This window comes from Paraburkholderia sp. (genome assembly GCF_035501035.1).
GTDB lineage: Bacteria > Pseudomonadota > Gammaproteobacteria > Burkholderiales > Burkholderiaceae > Paraburkholderia.
This window is the reverse complement of record NZ_DATJWR010000118.1, coordinates 1-18633: the sequence shown is the minus strand read 5'-3', so window position 1 is coordinate 18633 and position 18633 is coordinate 1. Positions and strand designations below refer to the sequence as shown.

General features: G+C 68.4%; 21 protein-coding genes and 1 other RNA gene. 13 read left to right on the top strand and 9 right to left on the bottom strand.

What is annotated here, in order from left to right; genetic code table 11:
* Positions 1 to 339, top strand: a 339-nt coding sequence (gene panD / locus VMJ11_RS08520; protein ID WP_325618865.1) for an aspartate 1-decarboxylase, incomplete at its 5' end; no start/stop codon positions are given.
* Between the two features lie 53 nt (positions 340 to 392).
* Here the strand turns inward: panD and VMJ11_RS08515 are convergent.
* The gene (locus VMJ11_RS08515) at positions 393 to 1019 is read right to left on the bottom strand and encodes a ParA family protein (protein ID WP_325618863.1); all 627 of its coding nucleotides are present in this window, start codon (positions 1017 to 1019) and stop codon (positions 393 to 395) included.
* Positions 1020 to 1243: 224 nt separating this feature from the next.
* On the opposite strand from VMJ11_RS08515, the gene VMJ11_RS08510 reads away from it, so the two are divergent.
* Complete coding sequence (locus VMJ11_RS08510; RefSeq protein WP_325618861.1) at positions 1244 to 1663, top strand: PaaI family thioesterase; 420 nt, start codon at positions 1244 to 1246, stop codon at positions 1661 to 1663.
* Positions 1664 to 1696: 33 nt separating this feature from the next.
* Here VMJ11_RS08510 and VMJ11_RS08505 read toward each other — a convergent pair whose 3' ends face one another.
* Positions 1697 to 3232 (bottom strand): cobyric acid synthase, encoded by a 1536-nt coding sequence (locus VMJ11_RS08505; protein ID WP_325618860.1) that lies wholly within the window; start codon positions 3230 to 3232, stop codon positions 1697 to 1699.
* Between the two features lie 169 nt (positions 3233 to 3401).
* Here VMJ11_RS08505 and cobU point away from each other — a divergent pair, with 169 nt between their 5' ends.
* From cobU to VMJ11_RS08485, 4 genes are read left to right on the top strand one after another with little or no spacing between them, the layout of a single operon-like run.
* Positions 3402 to 3959 carry a bifunctional adenosylcobinamide kinase/adenosylcobinamide-phosphate guanylyltransferase gene (cobU, locus tag VMJ11_RS08500; protein WP_325618858.1) on the top strand — a complete coding sequence of 186 codons (558 nt, stop codon included), beginning with the start codon at positions 3402 to 3404 and terminating at the stop codon, positions 3957 to 3959.
* The gene (gene cbiB, locus VMJ11_RS08495) at positions 3956 to 4894 is read left to right on the top strand and encodes an adenosylcobinamide-phosphate synthase CbiB (protein WP_325618856.1); all 939 of its coding nucleotides are present in this window, start codon (positions 3956 to 3958) and stop codon (positions 4892 to 4894) included. The genes cobU and cbiB overlap by 4 nt, the downstream gene beginning before the upstream one ends.
* Positions 4887 to 5921 (top strand): threonine-phosphate decarboxylase CobD, encoded by a 1035-nt coding sequence (gene cobD, locus VMJ11_RS08490; protein WP_325618854.1) that lies wholly within the window; start codon positions 4887 to 4889, stop codon positions 5919 to 5921. Before cbiB ends, cobD begins: the two co-directional genes overlap by 8 nt.
* Complete coding sequence (locus VMJ11_RS08485) at positions 5921 to 6874, top strand: cobalamin-binding protein (RefSeq protein ID WP_325618852.1); 954 nt, start codon at positions 5921 to 5923, stop codon at positions 6872 to 6874. The genes cobD and VMJ11_RS08485 overlap by 1 nt, the downstream gene beginning before the upstream one ends.
* Before the next feature lie 21 nt (positions 6875 to 6895).
* Here the strand turns inward: VMJ11_RS08485 and cobC are convergent, their stop codons facing one another.
* Genes cobC through VMJ11_RS08460 form a run of 5 tightly spaced genes read right to left on the bottom strand, consistent with a single transcriptional unit; the run spans position 6896 to position 11293 of the window.
* Positions 6896 to 7483: an alpha-ribazole phosphatase gene (cobC, locus tag VMJ11_RS08480; RefSeq protein WP_325618851.1), complete on the bottom strand. Its 588-nt coding sequence runs from the start codon at positions 7481 to 7483 to the stop codon at positions 6896 to 6898.
* The gene (locus VMJ11_RS08475) at positions 7468 to 8262 is read right to left on the bottom strand and encodes an adenosylcobinamide-GDP ribazoletransferase (protein WP_325618869.1); all 795 of its coding nucleotides are present in this window, start codon (positions 8260 to 8262) and stop codon (positions 7468 to 7470) included. The genes cobC and VMJ11_RS08475 overlap by 16 nt, the downstream gene beginning before the upstream one ends.
* Positions 8263 to 8272: 10 nt before the next feature.
* Positions 8273 to 9346: a nicotinate-nucleotide--dimethylbenzimidazole phosphoribosyltransferase gene (gene cobT / locus VMJ11_RS08470; protein ID WP_325618849.1), complete on the bottom strand. Its 1074-nt coding sequence runs from the start codon at positions 9344 to 9346 to the stop codon at positions 8273 to 8275.
* Positions 9347 to 9386: 40 nt separating this feature from the next.
* On the bottom strand, positions 9387 to 10220 hold the full coding sequence (locus VMJ11_RS08465) for an ABC transporter ATP-binding protein (protein WP_325618847.1): 834 nt from the start codon (positions 10218 to 10220) through the stop codon (positions 9387 to 9389).
* Entirely contained in the window at positions 10217 to 11293 is a 1077-nt protein-coding gene (locus VMJ11_RS08460; RefSeq protein WP_325618845.1) for an iron ABC transporter permease, read from the bottom strand. Before VMJ11_RS08460 ends, VMJ11_RS08465 begins: the two co-directional genes overlap by 4 nt.
* Positions 11294 to 11643: 350 nt before the next feature.
* Here VMJ11_RS08460 and VMJ11_RS08455 point away from each other — a divergent pair, with 350 nt between their 5' ends.
* The 5 genes from VMJ11_RS08455 to VMJ11_RS08435 all read left to right on the top strand — a co-directional run bounded on the left by VMJ11_RS08455 (position 11644) and on the right by VMJ11_RS08435 (position 14078).
* Positions 11644 to 11997, top strand: coding sequence for an ATPase (locus VMJ11_RS08455; RefSeq protein WP_325618843.1), 354 nt, complete (start codon positions 11644 to 11646; stop codon positions 11995 to 11997).
* Entirely contained in the window at positions 11994 to 12308 is a 315-nt protein-coding gene (locus tag VMJ11_RS08450) for a cell division protein ZapA (protein ID WP_325618841.1), read from the top strand. Before VMJ11_RS08455 ends, VMJ11_RS08450 begins: the two co-directional genes overlap by 4 nt.
* Positions 12309 to 12417: 109 nt before the next feature.
* A non-coding RNA gene (gene ssrS, locus VMJ11_RS08445) (6S RNA) lies at positions 12418 to 12599 on the top strand.
* Between the two features lie 101 nt (positions 12600 to 12700).
* Positions 12701 to 13159, top strand: a complete 459-nt coding sequence (locus tag VMJ11_RS08440; RefSeq protein ID WP_325618839.1) for an EVE domain-containing protein — start codon at positions 12701 to 12703, stop codon at positions 13157 to 13159.
* A 190-nt stretch (positions 13160 to 13349) separates the two neighbouring features.
* Positions 13350 to 14078: an SIMPL domain-containing protein gene (locus VMJ11_RS08435; RefSeq protein ID WP_325618837.1), complete on the top strand. Its 729-nt coding sequence runs from the start codon at positions 13350 to 13352 to the stop codon at positions 14076 to 14078.
* A 108-nt stretch (positions 14079 to 14186) separates the two neighbouring features.
* Here the strand turns inward: VMJ11_RS08435 and lgt are convergent, their stop codons facing one another.
* The gene (gene lgt, locus VMJ11_RS08430; protein ID WP_325618836.1) at positions 14187 to 15110 is read right to left on the bottom strand and encodes a prolipoprotein diacylglyceryl transferase; all 924 of its coding nucleotides are present in this window, start codon (positions 15108 to 15110) and stop codon (positions 14187 to 14189) included.
* Between the two features lie 237 nt (positions 15111 to 15347).
* Complete coding sequence (locus tag VMJ11_RS08425) at positions 15348 to 16340, bottom strand: LysR family transcriptional regulator (RefSeq protein WP_325618834.1); 993 nt, start codon at positions 16338 to 16340, stop codon at positions 15348 to 15350.
* Between the two features lie 162 nt (positions 16341 to 16502).
* Between VMJ11_RS08425 and ilvD the strand changes: the two genes are divergently transcribed.
* Both ilvD and VMJ11_RS08415 read left to right on the top strand, forming a co-directional pair.
* Positions 16503 to 18176, top strand: coding sequence for a dihydroxy-acid dehydratase (gene ilvD, locus VMJ11_RS08420; RefSeq protein WP_325618832.1), 1674 nt, complete (start codon positions 16503 to 16505; stop codon positions 18174 to 18176).
* 119 nt (positions 18177 to 18295) lie between these two features.
* A partial coding sequence (locus tag VMJ11_RS08415) for a c-type cytochrome (RefSeq protein WP_414694343.1) occupies positions 18296 to 18633 on the top strand: 338 nt, incomplete at its 3' end.

Genomic DNA, 18633 nt, shown 5'->3' with positions numbered 1-18633 from the left:
CACTGCGAGCTGCACTACGAAGGCTCGTGCGCCATCGACGAGAACCTGCTCGAAGCCGCAAACATCGTCGAGAACGAGCGCATCGACATCTGGAACATCAACAATGGCGAGCGCTTCACGACCTACGCGATCAAGGGCGAGCGCGGCAGCGGCATGATCTCGCTGAACGGCTCGGCCGCGCGGCGCGCGCAACTGGGCGACCTCGTGATCATCGCGGCCTTCGCGAACGTGGAAGAGGAAGAGCTCAAGGCCGGCTGGAAGCCGAACCTCGTGTTCGTCGACGAGAACAACCGCATCAAGGGCAGCCGCGACCACGTGCCCACGCAAAGCTGGAGCTGACGCGCGAGGCTGGTGCCGGGCCGCATTCGGGCCGGTATTGGCCTACTTGCCGCTCATTTGCCATTCACCCAGCCGAGAATCGACTGCCACTGATCGAGGTCCTTCTCGACGCGGCTCTTCGCCACATCCCAGAGCGTGAGGCCATGCGCGGCGAGCTGGACGTAGTTCTGCGTGTCGCGCAGATAGCCCAGCACCGGCAGCTCGAGCCCTTCGACGAAGCGCTGCAGCTGCTCGGCCGAGCGCGTGCGCGCGTCCACGCGCATGCCCACCACGCCCACCTGGATCGCACCCTTGCGCACGGCCTTCTCCTTCGCGAGGCGGTTCAGGAAGTCTTGAGTGGCGAGGATGTCGAACATCGAGGGCTGCAGCGGCACAATCACCTTGTCCGCGAGCTCGACGATCGCGCCGAGCCGGTTGCCGTGCAGGCCCGCGGGCGTGTCGATGACGGCGTGCTCGAGTCCCTTGGGCGGCTTCGCCGGATTCTCCAGATCGACCTGCCAGCTCTCGATGGCCGGCAGCGTCGCCGGCCGCAGATCGAGCCACGCGTGCGAGGACTGCTGCCGGTCGAGGTCCGCGAGCGCCACCCACTCGCCCTGCGCGGCGAAATAGCCGGCCAGATTGGTGGACAGCGTGCTCTTGCCCACGCCGCCCTTGGGATTCGCCACCACGATTACCGTCATGAATGCTCCCGTCAGGATGGCTGGCTCATGGCCAGCCGGTTTGCCGTGCTTCTTCGTCAATGCGCTGCCTGCTTCCCTGCGAGGCCGCCTGGCGGGGCGCCTGCTGGACGCGAGGCTGGCGCCCTGAAACATCCGTCCGATAATATCGGCAAATTGCGCGCCGCCGAAGTCCCCCGCGTGCGCCCACCCGCATTGTTCCCATCAAATAAGGAGACTGAACGACGATGAGCACGCTACGCCAGGACATCACAATCGAAACCCTGCTCGAGCGCCAGCGAGGCCGCCTGCCGGACTTGCTGGGCTTGCGCCCGGTTGACCTCGAACAAGGCCGGCTGCGGGCCGAACTCGACGTGCGCAGCAACCTGCTCGCCCCCAACGGTTTCCTGCACGCGGCCACGGTGATCGGTCTCGCCGACACCGCCTGCGGCTACGCCTGCCTCGCCCACCTGCCGCCCAACGCGAAAAACTTCACGACCATCGAGCTCAAGAGCAACTTCCTCGGCACCGCGCGCGAAGGCACGATCTCGGCGGTGGCGACGGGCGTGCACCTCGGGCGCAGCACGCAGGTTTGGGACGCCACGGTAAGCGGCCCGGACGGCAAGACCATCGCGCTCTTCCGCTGCACGCAGATGGTCCTGTACTGAGCCTGCCGCACAGCCCGGCATCGAGTGGCGCTTTCAGCCGATCGCGCCGAACACCTTCTCCAGATCGAGGCTCGCCGCGAGCGTATCCGCGAGCCGCTCCAGCGATGCCTCGCGCAGCGCCGGGTAGTCCACCATGTGCGCCGCCGCGAGCCCGGCCCAGCGCAGGAGCGCGGCGCACGCCTCGGGCGTGTCGAAGAGGCCGTGCACGTAGGTCGCGAGAATCTGGCCGTCGGCCGAGCATGCGCCGTCCGGGCCCGCCGCACGAGACGCTGCACCTTCGCCCGCCGCGAGCCGCAGCGCGGGCGTATCGAGCGCGCGCCCACGCGTGACGCCCATGTGAATCTCGTAGCCCGCCACCCGCGCCGCAGCCGCGCCTTCCAGCGCGAGCTCGCCTGTCACGTTTTTCAGCGTTTTCTCGCGCGTGAGTTCGGTGTCGTAGTCGAGCCAGCCGAAGCCTTCGACGGCGCCGGGCTCCCCCTCCACGCCATGCGGATCGGCGATCGTGCGCCCGAGCATCTGCATGCCCCCGCAAATGCCGATCACGCGCCCGCGGTAGCGCAGATGCCGCGCGAGCGCCGTCTCCCAGCCCTGCGCGCGCAGCCAGGCAAGGTCGTCGCGCACGTTCTTCGAGCCCGGCAGGATCACGAGGTCGGCGGCGGGCGGCGCCTCGCCCGTGCGCACGTAGCGGAAATCGACCTGCGGATGGGCGCGCAGCGCGTCGAAGTCGGTGTGGTTGCTGATGTGCGGCAGCGCTGGCACGGCCACGCGCAGGATCTCGCCGCCAGCCTGCGCAGCGCTGTGTGCGGCGCCCGGCAGCATGTCCTCGGCGTCGAGCGTGAGGCCGTGCAGATACGGCACGACGCCCAGCACGGGCTTGCCCGTTTGCGCCTCCAGCCAGTCGAGGCCGGGCTCGAGCAGCGAAGGATCGCCGCGAAAGCGGTTGATGACGAAGCCCTTGATGCGCGCGCGCTCGCTCTGCGAAAGGCAGGCGAGCGTGCCGATCAGGTGCGCGAACACGCCGCCGCGGTCGATGTCGGCGACCAGCACCACGGGGCAGTCGACCGCCTCCGCGAAACCCATGTTGGCGATGTCGTTGGCGCGCAGGTTGACTTCGGCCGGGCTGCCCGCGCCTTCCACGAACAGTGTGTCGTAGCGCGCGCGCAGTCGCCCATACGACTCGAGCACGGCTTCGCGCGCAAGCGGCTTGTAGTCCTGGTACGCGCGCGCGTTGAGGTTCATGCGCGCCTTGCCGTGGATGATCACCTGCGAGCCGAGGTCGCTGTTGGGCTTGAGCAGCACCGGATTGAGGTCGGTGTGCGCTTCGATGCCGGCCGCGATCGCCTGCAGCGCCTGGGCGCGGCCGATCTCGCCGCCATCCACGGTCACGGCGCTGTTCAGCGCCATGTTCTGCGGCTTGAACGGCGCCACGCGCGCGCCCGCGCGACGCGCGAGACGGCACAGGCCGGCCACGAGCGTGCTCTTGCCGGCGTCGGAAGTCGTGCCCTGAATCATCAGCGTGCCTGATGGTACGGCGGGTAAGGTGGGCACGGTGGGTAGCGTTACGGTCATGAAGCGGTGGCGGGTGGCGCATGGGCGGCTAAGGCGAACGCGCATTATCCCATCGCGCGCCGTGGCGGCGCACGAGCCACCCGGAAGTATCGACCGAATAGGCACACAGGCGGGAAACAGCCGGGGAACAGGCGAGGAACAGCGAGGGACAAGCCGTTACAATCACGCGATGCATTCGCGCGATCTCACCTTCATCGTCGGCGGCGCGCGCTCGGGCAAGAGCGCGCATGCCGAACGTCTCGCCGCCGAGAGCGGCCTGCCAGTCACCTATCTCGCCACCGCGCGCCTCACGGGCGACGCCGAATTCACCGATCGCATCGCGCACCATCGCGCGCGCCGGCCCGCGCATTGGGGTCTGGTCGAAGCGCCGCTGGACCTCGCGGGCGCCCTCGATGCGACCGCCGCGCCTGGCCGCTGCGTGCTGATCGACTGCCTCACGCTGTGGCTCGCGAACCTGCTGTGCCCGCCCGACGCCCACGACGCACCGCTGCCCGACTGGCGCGCGCGCCTCGACGCCTTCGCCGCCGCCTGCGAGCGCGCCCAAGGCACGGTGCTCGTGGTGAGCAACGAGATCGGCATGGGCGTCGTGCCGCTCGGCGCAGCCACGCGCCTTTACGTCGACGAACTCGGCCGCCTGAACCAGCGCATCGCGGCGCTCGCGGACCGCGCCACGCTCGTCGCCGCCGGACTGCCGCTGGTCCTCAAGGCGCCGCCGCAAACCTCATGATGCTCACGCTGCCCGTTACCGCCGCGCTCGCCGTGGCCGGCGTCGCCGTGGATCGCTGGCTCGGCGAGCCGCGCCGCGCGCACCCGCTCGTTGCCTTCGGCCGGCTCGCGAGCCTCATCGAGGCGCGTCTGAACACGGGCCGCCGCGGCCGCCCGCTCGGCCTCCTCGCGTGGCTCGCCGCCGTCGCGCCGCCCGTCGTCGTCGCCATGCTGCTGTGCGCGCTGCTGCCCTGGCCGCTAGCGTGGGCGCTGCACGTCGCGCTGTTGTGGTTCGCGCTCGGCGCCCGCAGCCTCGCCGAGCACATCGCGCCGATCGGCGCGGCGCTCGCGCAGCGCGACCTCGCGGCCGCGCGCGAGCTGACCGGCCGCATCGTCTCTCGCGACACGGCCCATGCCGACGCCACCGCGCTCTCGCGCGCGGCCGTCGAATCGGCGCTGGAGAACGGCAACGACGCGATCTTCGGCGCGCTGTTCTGGTTCGCGATCGCGGGCGGACCCGGCGCGCTCGCGTTCCGCCTTGCCAACACGCTCGACGCGATGTGGGGCTATCGCACGCCGCGCTTCCTGCGCTTTGGCTGGGCAGCCGCACGCATCGACGACGTGCTCAACTGGATTCCCGCGCGCCTCACGGCCGCGAGCTACGCGCTGCTCGGCGACACGCGCACGGCGCTGCGCTGCTGGCGCGAGCAGGCGCATCGCTGGGAAAGCCCGAACGCGGGCCCGGTGATGGCCGCAGGCGCCGGCAGCCTGAACGTGCTGCTGGGCGGCGCGGCCGTCTATCACGGCACGCTCGAAGAGCGCCCCGCGCTCGGCGCGGGCTCGCCGCCGAGCGCGCAGGACGTGCATGCCGCGCTGCGGCTCGTCGAGCGCACCACCATCCTGTGGCTCGCGGCGCTGCTCGCGCTTGCCTTCTTTAGCGTGGCGACCCATGTTTGAAAAACCCACCGCCACCCCTGCCCTCGTCGCGCACGGCGGGAATCTGCACGAAGCTGCGCAGCGCTACGGCATGGCCTGGGAGACGTGGATCGACCTATCGACCGGCATCAATCCGCACGGCTATCCCGTGCCGCCGGTGCCGGCCACGGCATGGCGGCGCCTGCCCGACGACGGCGACGGCTTCGCCGCCTGCGCGGCACGCTACTACGGCGCACCCGACGCTCAGCACGTGCTGCCGGTAGCGGGCAGCCAGGCCGCGATCCGCGCACTGCCCGCGCTACTGCCGCGCACGCGCGTGGCCATCGCGCCGCTCACTTACGGCGAATACGCTCCGGCGTTCGCGCAGGCGGGCCACGAGATCGCGCCGCTCGACGTCACGCACGATGCGTTGCCGGACGCGATCGTGCACGCCGTCGTCGTGAATCCGAACAACCCGACGGCCACGCATCTCGATGCGACCCGCCTGCTGCGCTGGCACGCGCAGCTCGCAGCGCGCGGCGGCACGTTGATCGTCGACGAAGCCTTCGCCGATGCGTTCGATGCACCACAAGCCAATACGCTTGCGCGCGCAACCGATCGGCAGGGTCTCGTCGTGTTGCGCTCGCCGGGCAAGTTCTTCGGGCTCGCTGGCGCGCGCTGTGGTTTTGCGCTGGCTCAGCCCGCGCTGCTCGGCGCACTGCGCGCACGGCTCGGCGCATGGACCGTGAGCGGCCCCGCGCGCCACGCGGTCATCCACGCATTCGAAGACAGCGCGTGGCAACGCACGATGCGCGTGCGCCTCGCGGCCGAAAGCGCGCGCCTCGTCGCGCTGTTGCGCGCGCATGGCTTCGCGCCGCACGCCACGCCGCTCTTCGCCTGGGTCACGGATCCGCGCGCGCCGGCCTTGCAGGACGCGCTCGCGCGCCACGCCGTGTGGACGCGCCGCTTCGACGCGCCCGCCAGCCTGCGCTTCGGCCTGCCCGCCTCCGAAGACGAATGGCGGCGCTTCGAGCACGCGCTCGCGCAGGCCATGCGGGCGATCGGCTGATGCGCACCGGCGGCCTCGCACTCGCCATCGCGTTCGCCTTCACAAGCGGCCTTTGCGCGTTCGCACCGCGCGCCGCCGAAGCAGCCGTCACCGCAACCGACGACGCCGGCAACACGGTCACCCTCCCCGCAAGCGCACACCGCGTGATCAGCCTCGCGCCGCACGTGACCGAGCTGCTCTACGCAGCGGGCGGCGGCGCGAAGATCGTCGGCGCGGTGGCCTACAGCGACTACCCGCCACAGGCGCAGCAGGTGCCGCGCGTGGGCGACAATCGCGCGCTCGATCTCGAACGCATCGTCGCGCTCAAGCCCGACCTGATCGTGGTCTGGCGTCACGGCAATGCGCAGCAGCAACTCGACCGCCTGCGCGCGCTGCATATTCCACTCTTCTTCAGCGAACCGCACAAGCTCGACGATGTCGCGACCTCGCTCACGCGGCTCGGCGTGCTGCTCGGCACGCAGCCCGCGGCACAGGCCGCCGCCGGTGCCTACCGGCGCGACATCGCGCAACTGCGCGCGCGCTACGCCCAGCGCGCGCCCGTGAGCGTCTTCTACGAAGTCTGGGAGGCGCCGCTGATGACCATCAACGGCTCGCACATGATCAGCGACGTGATCGCGCTGTGCGGCGGCCGAAATGTGTTCGCGGCGCTCGAGCCGCTCGTGCCGACGGTTTCGACGGAAGCCGTGCTGGCCGCGAACCCCGAAGCGATCGTCACCGCCTCGCAAGGCGCGACATCTCCGGACCAGCCGCTGCCGAGCCTCACGCGCTGGCATTCGTGGCCCACGCTCACGGCGGTTGCGCGCGGCAATCTCTTCGCCATCGACGGCGATCTGCTCACGCGTCCCACGCCGCGCCTCGCGCAAGGCGCGGCGCAACTGTGCAAGGATCTCGATCTCGCCCGCTCGCGCGACACCGACGCAAACGCGCACGCAAACGCCCACGCCACGCATTGATTCGGCATCCGAATCGATTGGTCAGGCGTTCCAGCGCGCGAGCAGCCATTGCGCGCTCGAAGCGTCGTAGCGCAGCCACACGATGGCGGCCATCTCCAGCGGCCAGCGCACGCAACGCGCAAGCGGCACGCCGAGCGCGCGCGCCGTGACGGCGCGGATGACGCCCGCATGCGTGACGGCCCAGACGGTCGCCTTCTCGAGCGCGTCGAGCGTTTCGAACCACGTGCTCACGCGCGCATCGAACTGCGCCACGCTCTCGCCGCCGTGCTCGCGCGCGTGCTCGAAATCGGCGGCCCACGCGTCGATCTGCGCGCGCTCGATCGCGTCCCAGCGCTGCCGCTCCCACGCGCCGAAATCCATTTCCGCGAGGCGTGCGTCCGCCGCCGGCGTCTTGCCGTGCGCAAGCGCGAGCGCCGCCGCGACGCTCGCGCAACGCGTGAGCGGGCTCGTCGCGATGCGATGCGGCGCGCGCACGCCGAGCGCCGCGAGCCGCGCCGCGAGCGACGCCGACTCCGGCGCGGGGTCGCCGGCGAGCGGCACGTCGCTCGCGCCATAGCAGACGCCCGCCTCCACGGCCACGGCGGGATGGCGGATCAGCACGAGATCCATGCGAGCCCCACGAGATAGATCGCGATCTCGAACACCTGCTGCGCGAAGCCGAGACAGTCGCCGGTATAACCGCCGATACGGCGCACGAAATAGCGCCCCAGCACGAAGCGCAGCACCGCGAGCACAGCGAGCGTCGCCACGCCCGCTCGCCAGTCGGGACCGGCGGACCATGTAGACCACGTGGACGACATCGGCCAGAAGAGCCAAGGGATGCCGAACACGCACGCGCAAAGCCAAGCGCGCACGCTCATGCGCTGCGCGACGGGCTTGGCCTTGCCCTCGGGCCGCACGTAATCGAGCGAGACGAGATAGCTGATCGCACATGCGCGGCTCGCGGCGTGGCCGGCGATCATCAGCATCGCGGCGCGCGCGGGGGGCAGCGCCGCGAGCGTCTGCCACTTGAGCGCGAGCGCCACCACGAGGCCGATCGCACCGAACGCGCCGATGCGCGAGTCGTGCATGATCCGCAGCACGTCATCGCGCGTGTACGCACCGCCGAATGCGTCGCAGCAGTCCGCGAGACCATCCTCGTGGAAAGCGCCGGTGGCGACGAGCGTGACGGCCATCGAAAGCAGCACCGCGACGCCGGCCGGAAACACGCGCAGCGCGGCGAGATAGACGAGCGCCGCGAGCGCGCCGATCAACACGCCGACGAGCGGAAAGTAGCGCGCCGCCGCGTTCAGCCACGCGGGCTCGAAACCGACCCAGCGCGGCACCGGCACGCGCGTGAAATAGCCGAGCGCCGTGAAGAAGTAACGCAGCTCCGCGAGCGGATTCACTTTGCTGCTCTCACGCGCCACGACCGTCGCGATCGCTGCGCTCATCCACGCCCGCCTGCTCGAAGCTCGCCATCTCGTTGAGGAACGCCACGGCCGCGCGCAGGAGCGGCACCGCGAGCGCCGCGCCCGTGCCCTCGCCGAGCCGCAGATCGAGCGCCAGCAGCTCGCGCGCGCCGAAGTGATCGAGCATGCGACGATGCCCCGCCTCATTCGATGCGTGTGCAAACACGCAGTAGTCGCGCACTTGCGGCGCGAGCGAATCGGCGACCAGCAGCGCAGCGGTCGCGATGAAGCCATCGACGAGGATCGCCATGCGCGAGCGCGCCGCTTCGAGGTACGCGCCCGCCATCATCGCGATCTCGAAGCCACCGAACGCGGCGAGCACGTCGAGCGGCTCGCGCGCGTCGGCGTGATGCGCGAGCGCGGCCGCGAGCACGTTGCGCTTCTTCGCAAGGCCCGCGTTGTCGAGGCCCGTGCCACGGCCAACACATTCGTCGATCGGCACGCCGCACAGCCGGCTCATCAGGCAAGCGGCCGCCGAGGTGTTCGCAATGCCCATTTCGCCGAAGCCGATCACGTTCGTGCCGAGCGCCGCGTGATGGCGCACGCGCGCCGCACCGGCCGCGAGTGCGGCTTGGGCCTCCTCGCGCGTCATGGCGCGCTCGCGCGCGAAGTTGCGCGTGCCGCGCGCAACCGGCACGTCGACGAGCGCGGACGATGGCGGCAGCGGCGTCGCCACGCCCGCATTGACGATCTCGAGCGTGAGCCCCGCCACGCCGCTGAATGCGTTGATGGCCGCGCCGCCCGCCAGGAAGTTCGCGACCATCTGTGCGGTCACGGCCTGCGGATAGGGACTCACGCCTTCGGCCGCGATGCCGTGATCGCCCGCGAAGACGATCATCACCGGGCGCTCGACGCTCGGACGCGTGGTGCGCTGGATCATGCCGAGTTGACGCGCAAGCGCCTCGAGGCGGCCAAGGCTGCCGGGCGGTTTGGTCTTCGTGTCGATGAGGCGCTGCAGTTCGTCGCGCAACGAGAGGTCGAGCGGTTCGATTGCGAGCAGTTCAGTAAGCGATGACGTCATGGTGTGTTCGTATCTTGGTGAAAAAGGCGAAAGCGGTGCGCTAGCGCGCGCCGTTCGATCCCGGCAAATGCGATGTCGACGCGCTCGATGCGAGCGCGGGCACGAGCGCCTCGTGCGCGCCCTCGCGTATGAGCACGAGCGAATGGCCGAATGCGGCGCTCGCGCGCTCGGGGGTGAGCACTTCGCGCACGGGCCCCGCGTGAAAGCCGCCGTGGCCATCCAGCAGGAGCGCGTGCGTCGAGAAGCGCCGCGCGAGATTGAGATCGTGACAGGAAAACAGGATCGCTCGCGCTTCGCTGCGCACCCAGCGCGAGAGCGCTTCGAGGCAGGCAATCTGATGATGCAGATCCAGATGCGCGAGCGGCTCGTCGAGCAGCAGCAGCGGCGCGCCCTGGCACAGTGCGGCGGCGAGCGCGACGCGCTGGCGCTCGCCGCCCGAGAGCGAGAGCACGTCGCGTGCGGCGAGGGCTTCGAGACCGAGCGCGGCGAGCGCGGCGTGCGCGGCGGCGCGATCGGTGTCGCCTTCCCAGCCCCAACCGGAAAGATGCGGATAACGATTGAGCAGCACGGTGTCGAGCACGCTCGCGCTGAATGCGTCGCGCTGGTCCTGGGGCATCAGCGCGCGACGCTGCGCGAGGCGCACCGGCGGCCATTCGCCGAGCGCCACGCCCTCCACCTCCACGTGCCCCGCCGCGCTCTCGCGCAAGCCCGCAAGCGCGCCGATCAGCGTGGTCTTGCCCGCGCCATTCGCGCCCGCCACGCACCAGATCTCGCCGGCGGTGAACACCTGCGTGAGCGATTCGACGAGCGTGCGCGCGCCCGCGCGCAAGGTGAGCGCGCGGGCGGCGAGTAGCGGTGCGCTTGCGTCGCTCATCGCGTGCGCCTCGCTAGCAACATCCACAGGAACACAGGCACGCCCGCGAGCGCGGTCACGACACCCACGGGCAATTGCGCGGGCGCGGCAACGGTGCGCGCCACGAGGTCGGCGCCCATCACCGCCACGCCGCCCGCGAGCGCGGCGGCGGGCACGAGCATGCGCTGATCGTTGCCGAACGCGAGGCGCAGCATGTGGGGCACGACGAGCCCCACGAAGCCGATGGTGCCGCCCGTCGTCACCGCGGCCGCGGCAGCAATCGACGCGGCGAGATAGATACCCACGCGCAGGCGCAGCACCGGCACGCCGAGCGCCTGCGCGGCGGCGTCGCCGCGCAACAGCACGTTGAGCATCGGCGCGGCCGGCACGACGCCCGCCAGCACCACGGCGAGCGCCACCAGCGCGGGCCACGGCATGCCCGCGCCGTTCAGGTCGCCCGTGAGCCAGAACACCATGCCGCGCAAGCGCGTGTCGGGCGCGAGCGTGAGCAGCAGCGTGATCAATGCACCCCAGCCTGCCGCCGTCACCGCGCCGGTCAACAGAAGACGCGGCGAGCTGTCCTGCGGTTCACCGCGCCACAGTTCGCGGCGCGCGAGGCCAAGCACGAGCAGGATCGAAACGAACGCGCCCGCGCAGGCACTGGCCTGCACGCCCCACCAGGCCACGCCCGCGATCATCGCGACGAGCGCGAAGGCAGCGGCGCCGCCCGAAACGCCAAGCACGTACGGCTCCGCGAGCGGATTGCGCAGCAACACCTGCAGCAGCGCCCCGCCAAGCGCGAGCAAGGCACCGCATGCGAAGCCGGCCAGCGCGCGCGGCAGGCGCAGCGTGCTCACGATTTCCGTCGCCATGTCGGGCGCGCCATGTGCGCCTTGCCAGGGCGAGAGCGCCGAAAGCACTTGCGCGAGTGTCACGCTCACGCTGCCGCTCGCGAGCGACGCCGCGAAAACCACGAGCGCCGCCAACGCGAGCGCGGCCCAGATCAACGAGGCGCGGCGCGCGCTCATCGAGCGGCGCGGCAGCGCGCGCAACGAGGGCGCAGCGTGGGGTTCATCGCGACTCACGGAACGCATCAAAGGACTCGGCGGCAGGTTTGAAAAGAAATCACGAGGAATAACCGGGGGATTCGCTGCGAACGGCAAAGCTCATGTTGCTGAAGACGAAAGGTTTCGCCGCGCGCGGGGCAAAAGCCCGGAATTCGTGATGTTATAACGCGCGGACCGTTTATCGAGACGACGTCCTGCGCGCGCAGCCCGGGCAATTTGCGTTCCTGCCTGACCGCGCTGTGCATGGTCGCGTGCGATTCGAACACGATTCGGGTAAGAAGCGGGTAAGAAGCCGGGATGTTACGTCTGGAAACGACACAATTATCGGAATACGCCTTAATCCGCGCTAGAATGCCTGTCTTTAGAGGACGCAGCACATGCTCAACGAACTCGAAACACTCTCACAGAATATCGGGCGACTGATAGAAATTAATCAGCGCCATCATGAAGCACGCCTCGCACTTGAAGAGCAACTCGCGCAGCTGCGTGCGCAATGCGACGCCACGCGCGCCGAACTCGAACAGGTGCGCGAAGAGCGCAACGCCCTGCAAGCGGAGCGCGATGGACTCTCGGCCAAGATCGACGACGCGCAGGTGCGTCTGAACGCGATCCTCGAAAAGCTGCCGCGCGCACGCGCGAGCAACGAGCGCGAGAACCAGCTCGATCTGCTCGAACCGTCGCCGAGCAACGACGATGACAGCAACGCAGCCCGCCACGGAGAAAATGCATGACCACCAAGCAGATCGAAGCGACGATACTCGGGCAGACCTATCGCCTCGTCTGTTCGCCGGAAACGGAGCAGGCCCTGCTCGAAGCAGTGGCGCGCGTGGACGCCGAAATGTCGAAGATCCGCAATCACAGCAACGTGCGCGGCACCGATCGCATCGCGGTGATGGCGGCGCTCTCGCTCGCCTCGGAGCTGCTGCGCCTGCAAACGAGCGTGCGACATGGGGAAGCATTCCCAGCGGAAGAAATCCGTCGTACAATGCGCCAAATGAATGAGCAACTCGGCGCAGTGATCCAGCAGTACGCAGCGCAATAAACGCTGTAGCATCCATCATTCGTGTTGTTCATCGGTAGCGTCGGTTTGTTTCTAAACGCGCGTTTTTAGACACGGGTTTTCAAACACACGTTACCAACCAGTTTTATCAGCTTCCCTGCCTGGTTCGCCAAGGTCATATATTCCTTGAACCAATGCCATGTGCACGGTTGCGGAAATTTGTAGCACGGGCGTGCGCGTCACACAGTCTGATGTACCCGAAGTGCTGCTAACTGCGACCAATTCTGAACCCTCGGTTCAGGATGCCGGCCTAGCGGCTAAGGCGGGGACCTATTCGAACGGCATCGGACCTGTGTCCGATGCCGTTTTCCTTTGTGCGGCACGTATCGTCATGCATGCCCGCCCCTCTCCCCTTTCGACGTGACCTTCGACTCATGCGCTACTGGCTGATGAAGTCCGAACCCGACGAAGCCAGCATCGACGACCTCGCGAACGCACCGCAACGCACGCTGCCGTGGACCGGCGTGCGCAATTATCAGGCACGCAACTTCATGCGCGACACGATGCAACCTGGCGACGGCGTGCTGTTCTATCACTCGAGCTGCCCCGAACCCGGCATCGCGGGCATTGCGCAGGTCTCATCCACGGCCTACCCCGACCCCACGCAGTTCGATCCGAAGAGCCCCTACTACGATGCGAAGTCGACGCAGGAGAATCCGCGCTGGATGCTCGTCGATGTCGTGTTCAAGAAGAAGTGCGCGCTGATTCCGCTGGCCGCATTGCGCGAGCACGACCCGCTCGCGGACATGCGCGTGCTCGCCAAAGGCAATCGTCTTTCGATCACACCGGTCACCACGGCCGAGTGGAACTTCATCACGAAACATCTGATGTGAGTCGAGGATGGCGTCGCGGGAAAGCCGCCGCGCAAACAGCGTGCACGCGCGACACGTCAAACACACAATCGGGCCACAATCGGGCACAGTCGTGCGTGGCCGCGCGCGTAGTGCATCGTCGTGTCTCGCCATGAGCGGCTGACATGCCGTGCGTGCGCGGCCTGCGACCCATGTTCTGCAAGGAGCCTCAATGAACAGAAAAACCGTCGTCAAGCTTGCCGCTGCATTCGTTGCCGCCGTTCCCCTCGCCATGACGCTCGCGCCGCGCACCGCGCTTGCGCAAAGCGACGCGCGTTACCAGCCCTCGGGCGTGCTTTCGCTCTCCGCACAGGCGAGCGCCGAAGTCCCGCAGGACGTCGTTACCATTACGCTGTTCTACGAACAGGAAGCGAACGATCCCGCCTCGCTCACCGCCACGCTCAATCAGCGCGCCGACTCCGCGCTGCAAAGAGCCAGAGGTGTGGCGGGCGTCACCGTTCGCTCCGGCCAGTTCTCGATCCTCCCCTCCACCGATCGCGACGGGCGCATCTCCGCCTGGCGCGGCCGCACGGAAGTCGTGCTCGAGTCGCATGACTTCGCGGCGGCGTCGAAGCTCGCCGGCGACCTTTCCTCGGTCATGCAGGTGGGCAACATGCAATTCTCGCTTTCGCCCGAAGCACAGCGCGAAGCCGAGCAGAAGCTCTCGGGCCAGGCCATCGCCTCGTTCCGCGACCAGGCCATTGCGGCCACGCGCGCGTTCGGCTACAGCAGCTATACGATCCGCGACGTGAACGTGGGGCACTCGGGCGTGCTGCCGCGCCCCGTGATGATGATGAGCGCGCGCGCCACTTCGGCGGACGCGAAGATGGCACCCTTGCCGCTCGAAGCCGGCACGTCCACGGTGACGGTCAATGTCTCGGGGTCGGTGCAGATGAAGTAAATGCAGGTGAAGTAAGGCGCGCCCTTCGCAACGAAAAAAGCCACGGTGAAACCGTGGCTTTTTTCATAGGGCGAAAGCGCGAGGCGTGTCGTGCCCCTCGCGTAGGCGTCAGCTCTTCGCGCCCGCGACGTGCGCGCCGTCGTTGCCATCCTTGCGGCGATTCGCACGACGATACGCCCACACCATCACGCCAATGCCCACGATGATCATCGGCAGCGAAAGCCATTGCCCCATCGAAAGACCGAGCGCGAGCAGGCCCAGGAAGTCGTCGGGTTCGCGCGCGAATTCGACCGTGAAACGCGCGAGGCCATAGCCGATCAGGAACATCGCCGAGATCGCGCCGAGGGGCCGCGGCTTGCGCGAGAAAAGAATCAGCACGATGAAGAGCGCGACGCCTTCGAGCGCAATTTCGTAGAGTTCGGAGGGATGGCGCGGCAGCAGGTGGTACTGCGCAAACACTTCGTTCAGGTGCCACTGTGCGGCCAGTTGCGGATGCGCGGTGAGCCATGCGGCGTCGTCGTTCGCGGCGCCCGGGAACAGCATCGCCCACGGCGCGTCGGGCGAGGTCACGCGCCCCCACAGCTCGCCGTTGATGAAGTTGCCGAGGCGCCCTGCAGCGAGGCCGGTGGGCACCATCGGCGCGACGAAGTCCGTCACCTGCAGCCACGTGCGGCCACGCTGCCACGCGAACAGGATCATCGCAAAGGTCACCCCGAGGAAGCCGCCGTGAAACGACATGCCGCCTTCCCACACCTTGAAGATGTCGAGCGGATGCGCGAAATACCAGCTCGCCTTGTAGAACAGCACGTAGCCGAGGCGGCCGCCGAGGATCGTGCCGAGCACGCCGTAGAACAGGATGTCGTCGATGTCCCTCGCGGTCCAGCCCTGCGCGGCCACGTACGGCAGGCGCAGGCGCAGACGACCGATCACGATCGCGAGAATAAAGCCGACGAGATACATGAGGCCGTACCAGCGCACGGCGAGCGGCCCCAGATGAATGGCGACGGGGTCGAAGTTCGGGTGGATGAGCATCGTGGAGTGAGGTCTTGTCGGCGATATCAGGTGAAATCGGGTTGTAAGCAGTGCGGCGCGGCTCGCAAAATCAGGCCGGGCACATTGGACGTTTGCAGGGCGGCGAGGTTCGCCGCCAGCGCGTCACGGCGTGACATTATCGCCGACGCGAGGGTGCACGAGCCGAAATGCACGCTTCGCGCGCGCGCCGAATGTAACCGCGACAGATGAAAAACCCGTGTGTGGCCGAGCCTGGTACTACTTCGTCTGCCGTGCGCCCACCGTCCCCGCGTGCGCGCGCACGATTTCGATAAACGCCGCGAGCACCGGGCTCACCTCCGCCGAGCGCCACACGAGCCCCGTTTCGATCATCGGCACGGTCCCGGCCAGCGGCCGGTACACGACGCCCGTGCGCCGCAGATGCCGCAGCGACTGCGGTACGAGCGCCACGCCCATGCCTGCGGAGACGAGGCTCACGATCGTTTGCATCTGGATCGCCTCCTGGCCGACGACCGGCGCGAGGCCAGCCGCGCCATAGCAGTCCATGATGGTGTCGTAGAAGCCGGGGGCCAGATGGCGCGGAAAGACGACGAGCGGGACGTCGGCGAGTTCACGCAGGCTCACGGGTTCGTCGATCCAGTCCGCGCCGGTCGGGTCGATGGGGTCGATGGCGCTGGTCGGGCCAGTCGCGCCCGCGAGCCGCGCCGACAGTTCCGACGGCATGGCAACCACCAGCGGCTCGCGCGCGATCGGCAGGTAGGAGAGCTGCGCCGCGTGGCGCGGCGGCAAGGGTGCGATCACGAGGCCCGTATCGATGCGCCCCGCCACCAGTTCTTCCACCTGCACGTCGCTCGTGGCTTCGGCCAGTTGCAGGCGCACGCGCGGATAGCGCGCGCCGAAGTCGCGAAGCAGGAGCGGCAGCAGCCCGTAATCGGCGGTCGAGACGAACGCCAGCGCCAGCACCCCCGCCTCGCCGCGCGCGAGGCTCTGCGCGAGCGGCCGCAACGCTTGCGCCGAGGCGAGCAGGCGACGCACCTCGGGCAGCAGGTCGGCGCCCACCGCCGTCAATTCGACCGAGCGCCGCGTGCGCGCGAACAACTCCACGCCCAGCGTCTCCTCCAGCGCGCGGATGGCCTGCGAGAGCGGCGGCTGCGTCATCGAAAGCCGCGCCGCCGCGCGCCCGAAATGCTGTTCCTCGGCGACGGCCACGAAGTAGCGCAACTGGCGCAGATCGGGGATCGTCGAACTCATCGGCATCGTGCCCGCATTGATATGTTTTCCGACTCAATAGACCACGAATAATATATTAGACATCCTTCTCGCGAAATCGCATGCTTCTACGCACATGCCGGCGCGTCCCCACAAGAGCCCACCCAGGCCCGGCATCCGAGACAAAGCCCACCGGAGGTCCCCATGCCCTATAACCGTCGTTCGAAGCACATCACGCAAGGCGTCGCCCGCTCGCCGAATCGTTCGATGTATTACGCGCTCGGCTACGAGAAGGCCGACTTCGACAAACCGATGATTGGCGTCGCCAACGGTCATTCGACCATCACGCCCTGCAACGCGGGCCTGCAGCGGCTCGCCGACGCGGCCGTCGCGGCCATCAAGCAGGCGGACGCGAACCCGCAGACCTTCGGCACGCCCACCATCTCCGACGGTATGTCGATGGGCACCGAGGGCATGAAGTATTCGCTCGTCTCGCGCGAAGTCATCGCGGACTGCGTCGAGACCTGCGTGCAGGGCCAGTGGATGGACGGCGTGGTCGTGATCGGCGGCTGCGACAAGAACATGCCGGGCGGCATGATCGCGCTCGCGCGCATGAACGTGCCGGGCATCTACGTGTACGGCGGCACGATCCGCCCGGGCAACTGGAAGGGCCGGGCGCTCACGATCGTCTCGGCGTTCGAGGCCGTCGGCGAATTCACGGCGGGCCGCATGACCGAGGAAGACTTCGAAGGCGTCGAGAAGAACGCATGCCCCTCCACAGGTTCGTGCGGCGGCATGTACACCGCGAACACCATGAGCTCGTCATTCGAGGCGCTCGGCATGTCGCTCCTGTATTCGTCGACGATGGCCAACCCCGACGAGGAAAAGGTCGACTCGGCGGCGGAGTCGGCGCGTGTGCTCGTCGAAGCGGTCAAGCAGGACCTCAAGCCGCGCGACATCATCACGAAGAAGTCGATCGAAAACGCCGTGGCGCTCATCATGGCGACGGGCGGCTCGACCAACGCCGTGCTGCACTATCTGGCCATTGCGCACGCGGCGCAAATCGAGTGGACCATCGACGACTTCGAGCGCATGCGCAAGAAAGTGCCGGTGATCTGCGACCTGAAGCCTTCGGGCCAGTATGTCGCAACCGACCTGCACGAGGCCGGCGGCATTCCGCAGGTGCTCAAGATCCTGCTCGACGCAGGCCTGCTGCACGGCGACTGCATGACGATCACGGGCAAGACCATCGCCGAGGAACTGAAGGACGTGCCGTCGAAGCCGCGCGCCGACCAGAAGGTGATCTTTCCCATCGCAGAGGCGCTGTACAAGGAAGGCCACCTCGCCATCCTCAAGGGGAACCTCGCGACCGAAGGCGCCGTCGCCAAGATCACGGGCCTGAAGAACCCGGTCATCACGGGCCCCGCACGCGTGTTCGACGACGAGCAGAGTGCTCTCGAAGCGATCCTGGCCGACAAGATCCAGGCCGGCGACGTACTCGTGCTGCGCTATCTCGGTCCGAAGGGCGGGCCCGGCATGCCTGAAATGCTCGCGCCGACTTCAGCGATCATCGGCAAGGGGCTCGGCGAATCGGTGGGCTTCATCACTGACGGGCGCTTCTCGGGGGGCACCTGGGGCATGGTGGTCGGGCACGTCGCGCCGGAGGCGTTCGAAGGCGGCACGATCGCGCTCGTGCAGGAAGGCGATTCGATCACCATCGACGCGCACAAGCTCCTGCTGCAACTGAACGTGGACGACGCCGAACTCGCGCGCCGTCGCGCGGCGTGGAAGCAGCCGGCGCCGCGTTACACGCGCGGCGTGCTGGCGAAATACGCGGCGCTCGCGCGGCCGGCGAACGAGGGCGCGGTCACGGGCTGAGCCGCAACGCTTGCGTGCGCGGGGCGGCCCGCGACGAAAAAGGGCGCGCGTCCTGGACGTGCGCCCTTTGCTTCTATAATGCGACGACACAGCCGGCGCCCAAGCTGGCGGAGACCAGTATGAAACGGAAGTCGCAAGCAAAGAAGAAGACAGCGACGCTCGCCGCCGCGCTCGGGTTCGGCATGGCCGGCGCGCTCTGGACGGCCCCGGCCCGCGCGCAGCATGGCCCGACCGGCCTCACGCTCGCCCAGCAGCAAAACTGCATGAGCTGCCATTCGGTCACGCGCAATTTCATGGGCCCCGCCCTGCACGACATTGCCGCCAGGTACGCGGGCAAGCCCGACGCGCAGACCTATCTCACGCACAAGATTCTGGAAGGCAGCAGCGGCGTGTGGGGCACCGTGCCGATGCCGGCCAACACGCAGTTGAATCCGGGCCAGGCGGCCACGCTCGCGAA

Bases quoted from the DNA above. Each gene is read 5' to 3' on its own strand.
- VMJ11_RS08515 (WP_325618863.1), bottom strand. From the start codon at position 1,019: ATGACGGTAATCGTGGTGGCGAATCCCAAGGGCGGCGTGGGCAAGAGC.
- VMJ11_RS08510 (WP_325618861.1), top strand. From the start codon at position 1,244: ATGAGCACGCTACGCCAGGACATCACAATCGAAACCCTGCTCGAGCGC.
- VMJ11_RS08505 (WP_325618860.1), bottom strand. From the start codon at position 3,232: ATGACCGTAACGCTACCCACCGTGCCCACCTTACCCGCCGTACCATCA.
- cobU (WP_325618858.1), top strand. From the start codon at position 3,402: ATGCATTCGCGCGATCTCACCTTCATCGTCGGCGGCGCGCGCTCGGGC.
- cbiB (WP_325618856.1), top strand. From the start codon at position 3,956: ATGATGCTCACGCTGCCCGTTACCGCCGCGCTCGCCGTGGCCGGCGTC.
- cobD (WP_325618854.1), top strand. From the start codon at position 4,887: ATGTTTGAAAAACCCACCGCCACCCCTGCCCTCGTCGCGCACGGCGGG.
- VMJ11_RS08485 (WP_325618852.1), top strand. From the start codon at position 5,921: ATGCGCACCGGCGGCCTCGCACTCGCCATCGCGTTCGCCTTCACAAGC.
- cobC (WP_325618851.1), bottom strand. From the start codon at position 7,483: ATGGATCTCGTGCTGATCCGCCATCCCGCCGTGGCCGTGGAGGCGGGC.
- cobT (WP_325618849.1), bottom strand. From the start codon at position 9,346: ATGACGTCATCGCTTACTGAACTGCTCGCAATCGAACCGCTCGACCTC.
- VMJ11_RS08465 (WP_325618847.1), bottom strand. From the start codon at position 10,220: ATGAGCGACGCAAGCGCACCGCTACTCGCCGCCCGCGCGCTCACCTTG.
- VMJ11_RS08460 (WP_325618845.1), bottom strand. From the start codon at position 11,293: ATGCGTTCCGTGAGTCGCGATGAACCCCACGCTGCGCCCTCGTTGCGC.
- VMJ11_RS08455 (WP_325618843.1), top strand. From the start codon at position 11,644: ATGCTCAACGAACTCGAAACACTCTCACAGAATATCGGGCGACTGATA.
- VMJ11_RS08450 (WP_325618841.1), top strand. From the start codon at position 11,994: ATGACCACCAAGCAGATCGAAGCGACGATACTCGGGCAGACCTATCGC.
- VMJ11_RS08440 (WP_325618839.1), top strand. From the start codon at position 12,701: ATGCGCTACTGGCTGATGAAGTCCGAACCCGACGAAGCCAGCATCGAC.
- VMJ11_RS08435 (WP_325618837.1), top strand. From the start codon at position 13,350: ATGAACAGAAAAACCGTCGTCAAGCTTGCCGCTGCATTCGTTGCCGCC.
- lgt (WP_325618836.1), bottom strand. From the start codon at position 15,110: ATGCTCATCCACCCGAACTTCGACCCCGTCGCCATTCATCTGGGGCCG.
- VMJ11_RS08425 (WP_325618834.1), bottom strand. From the start codon at position 16,340: ATGAGTTCGACGATCCCCGATCTGCGCCAGTTGCGCTACTTCGTGGCC.
- ilvD (WP_325618832.1), top strand. From the start codon at position 16,503: ATGCCCTATAACCGTCGTTCGAAGCACATCACGCAAGGCGTCGCCCGC.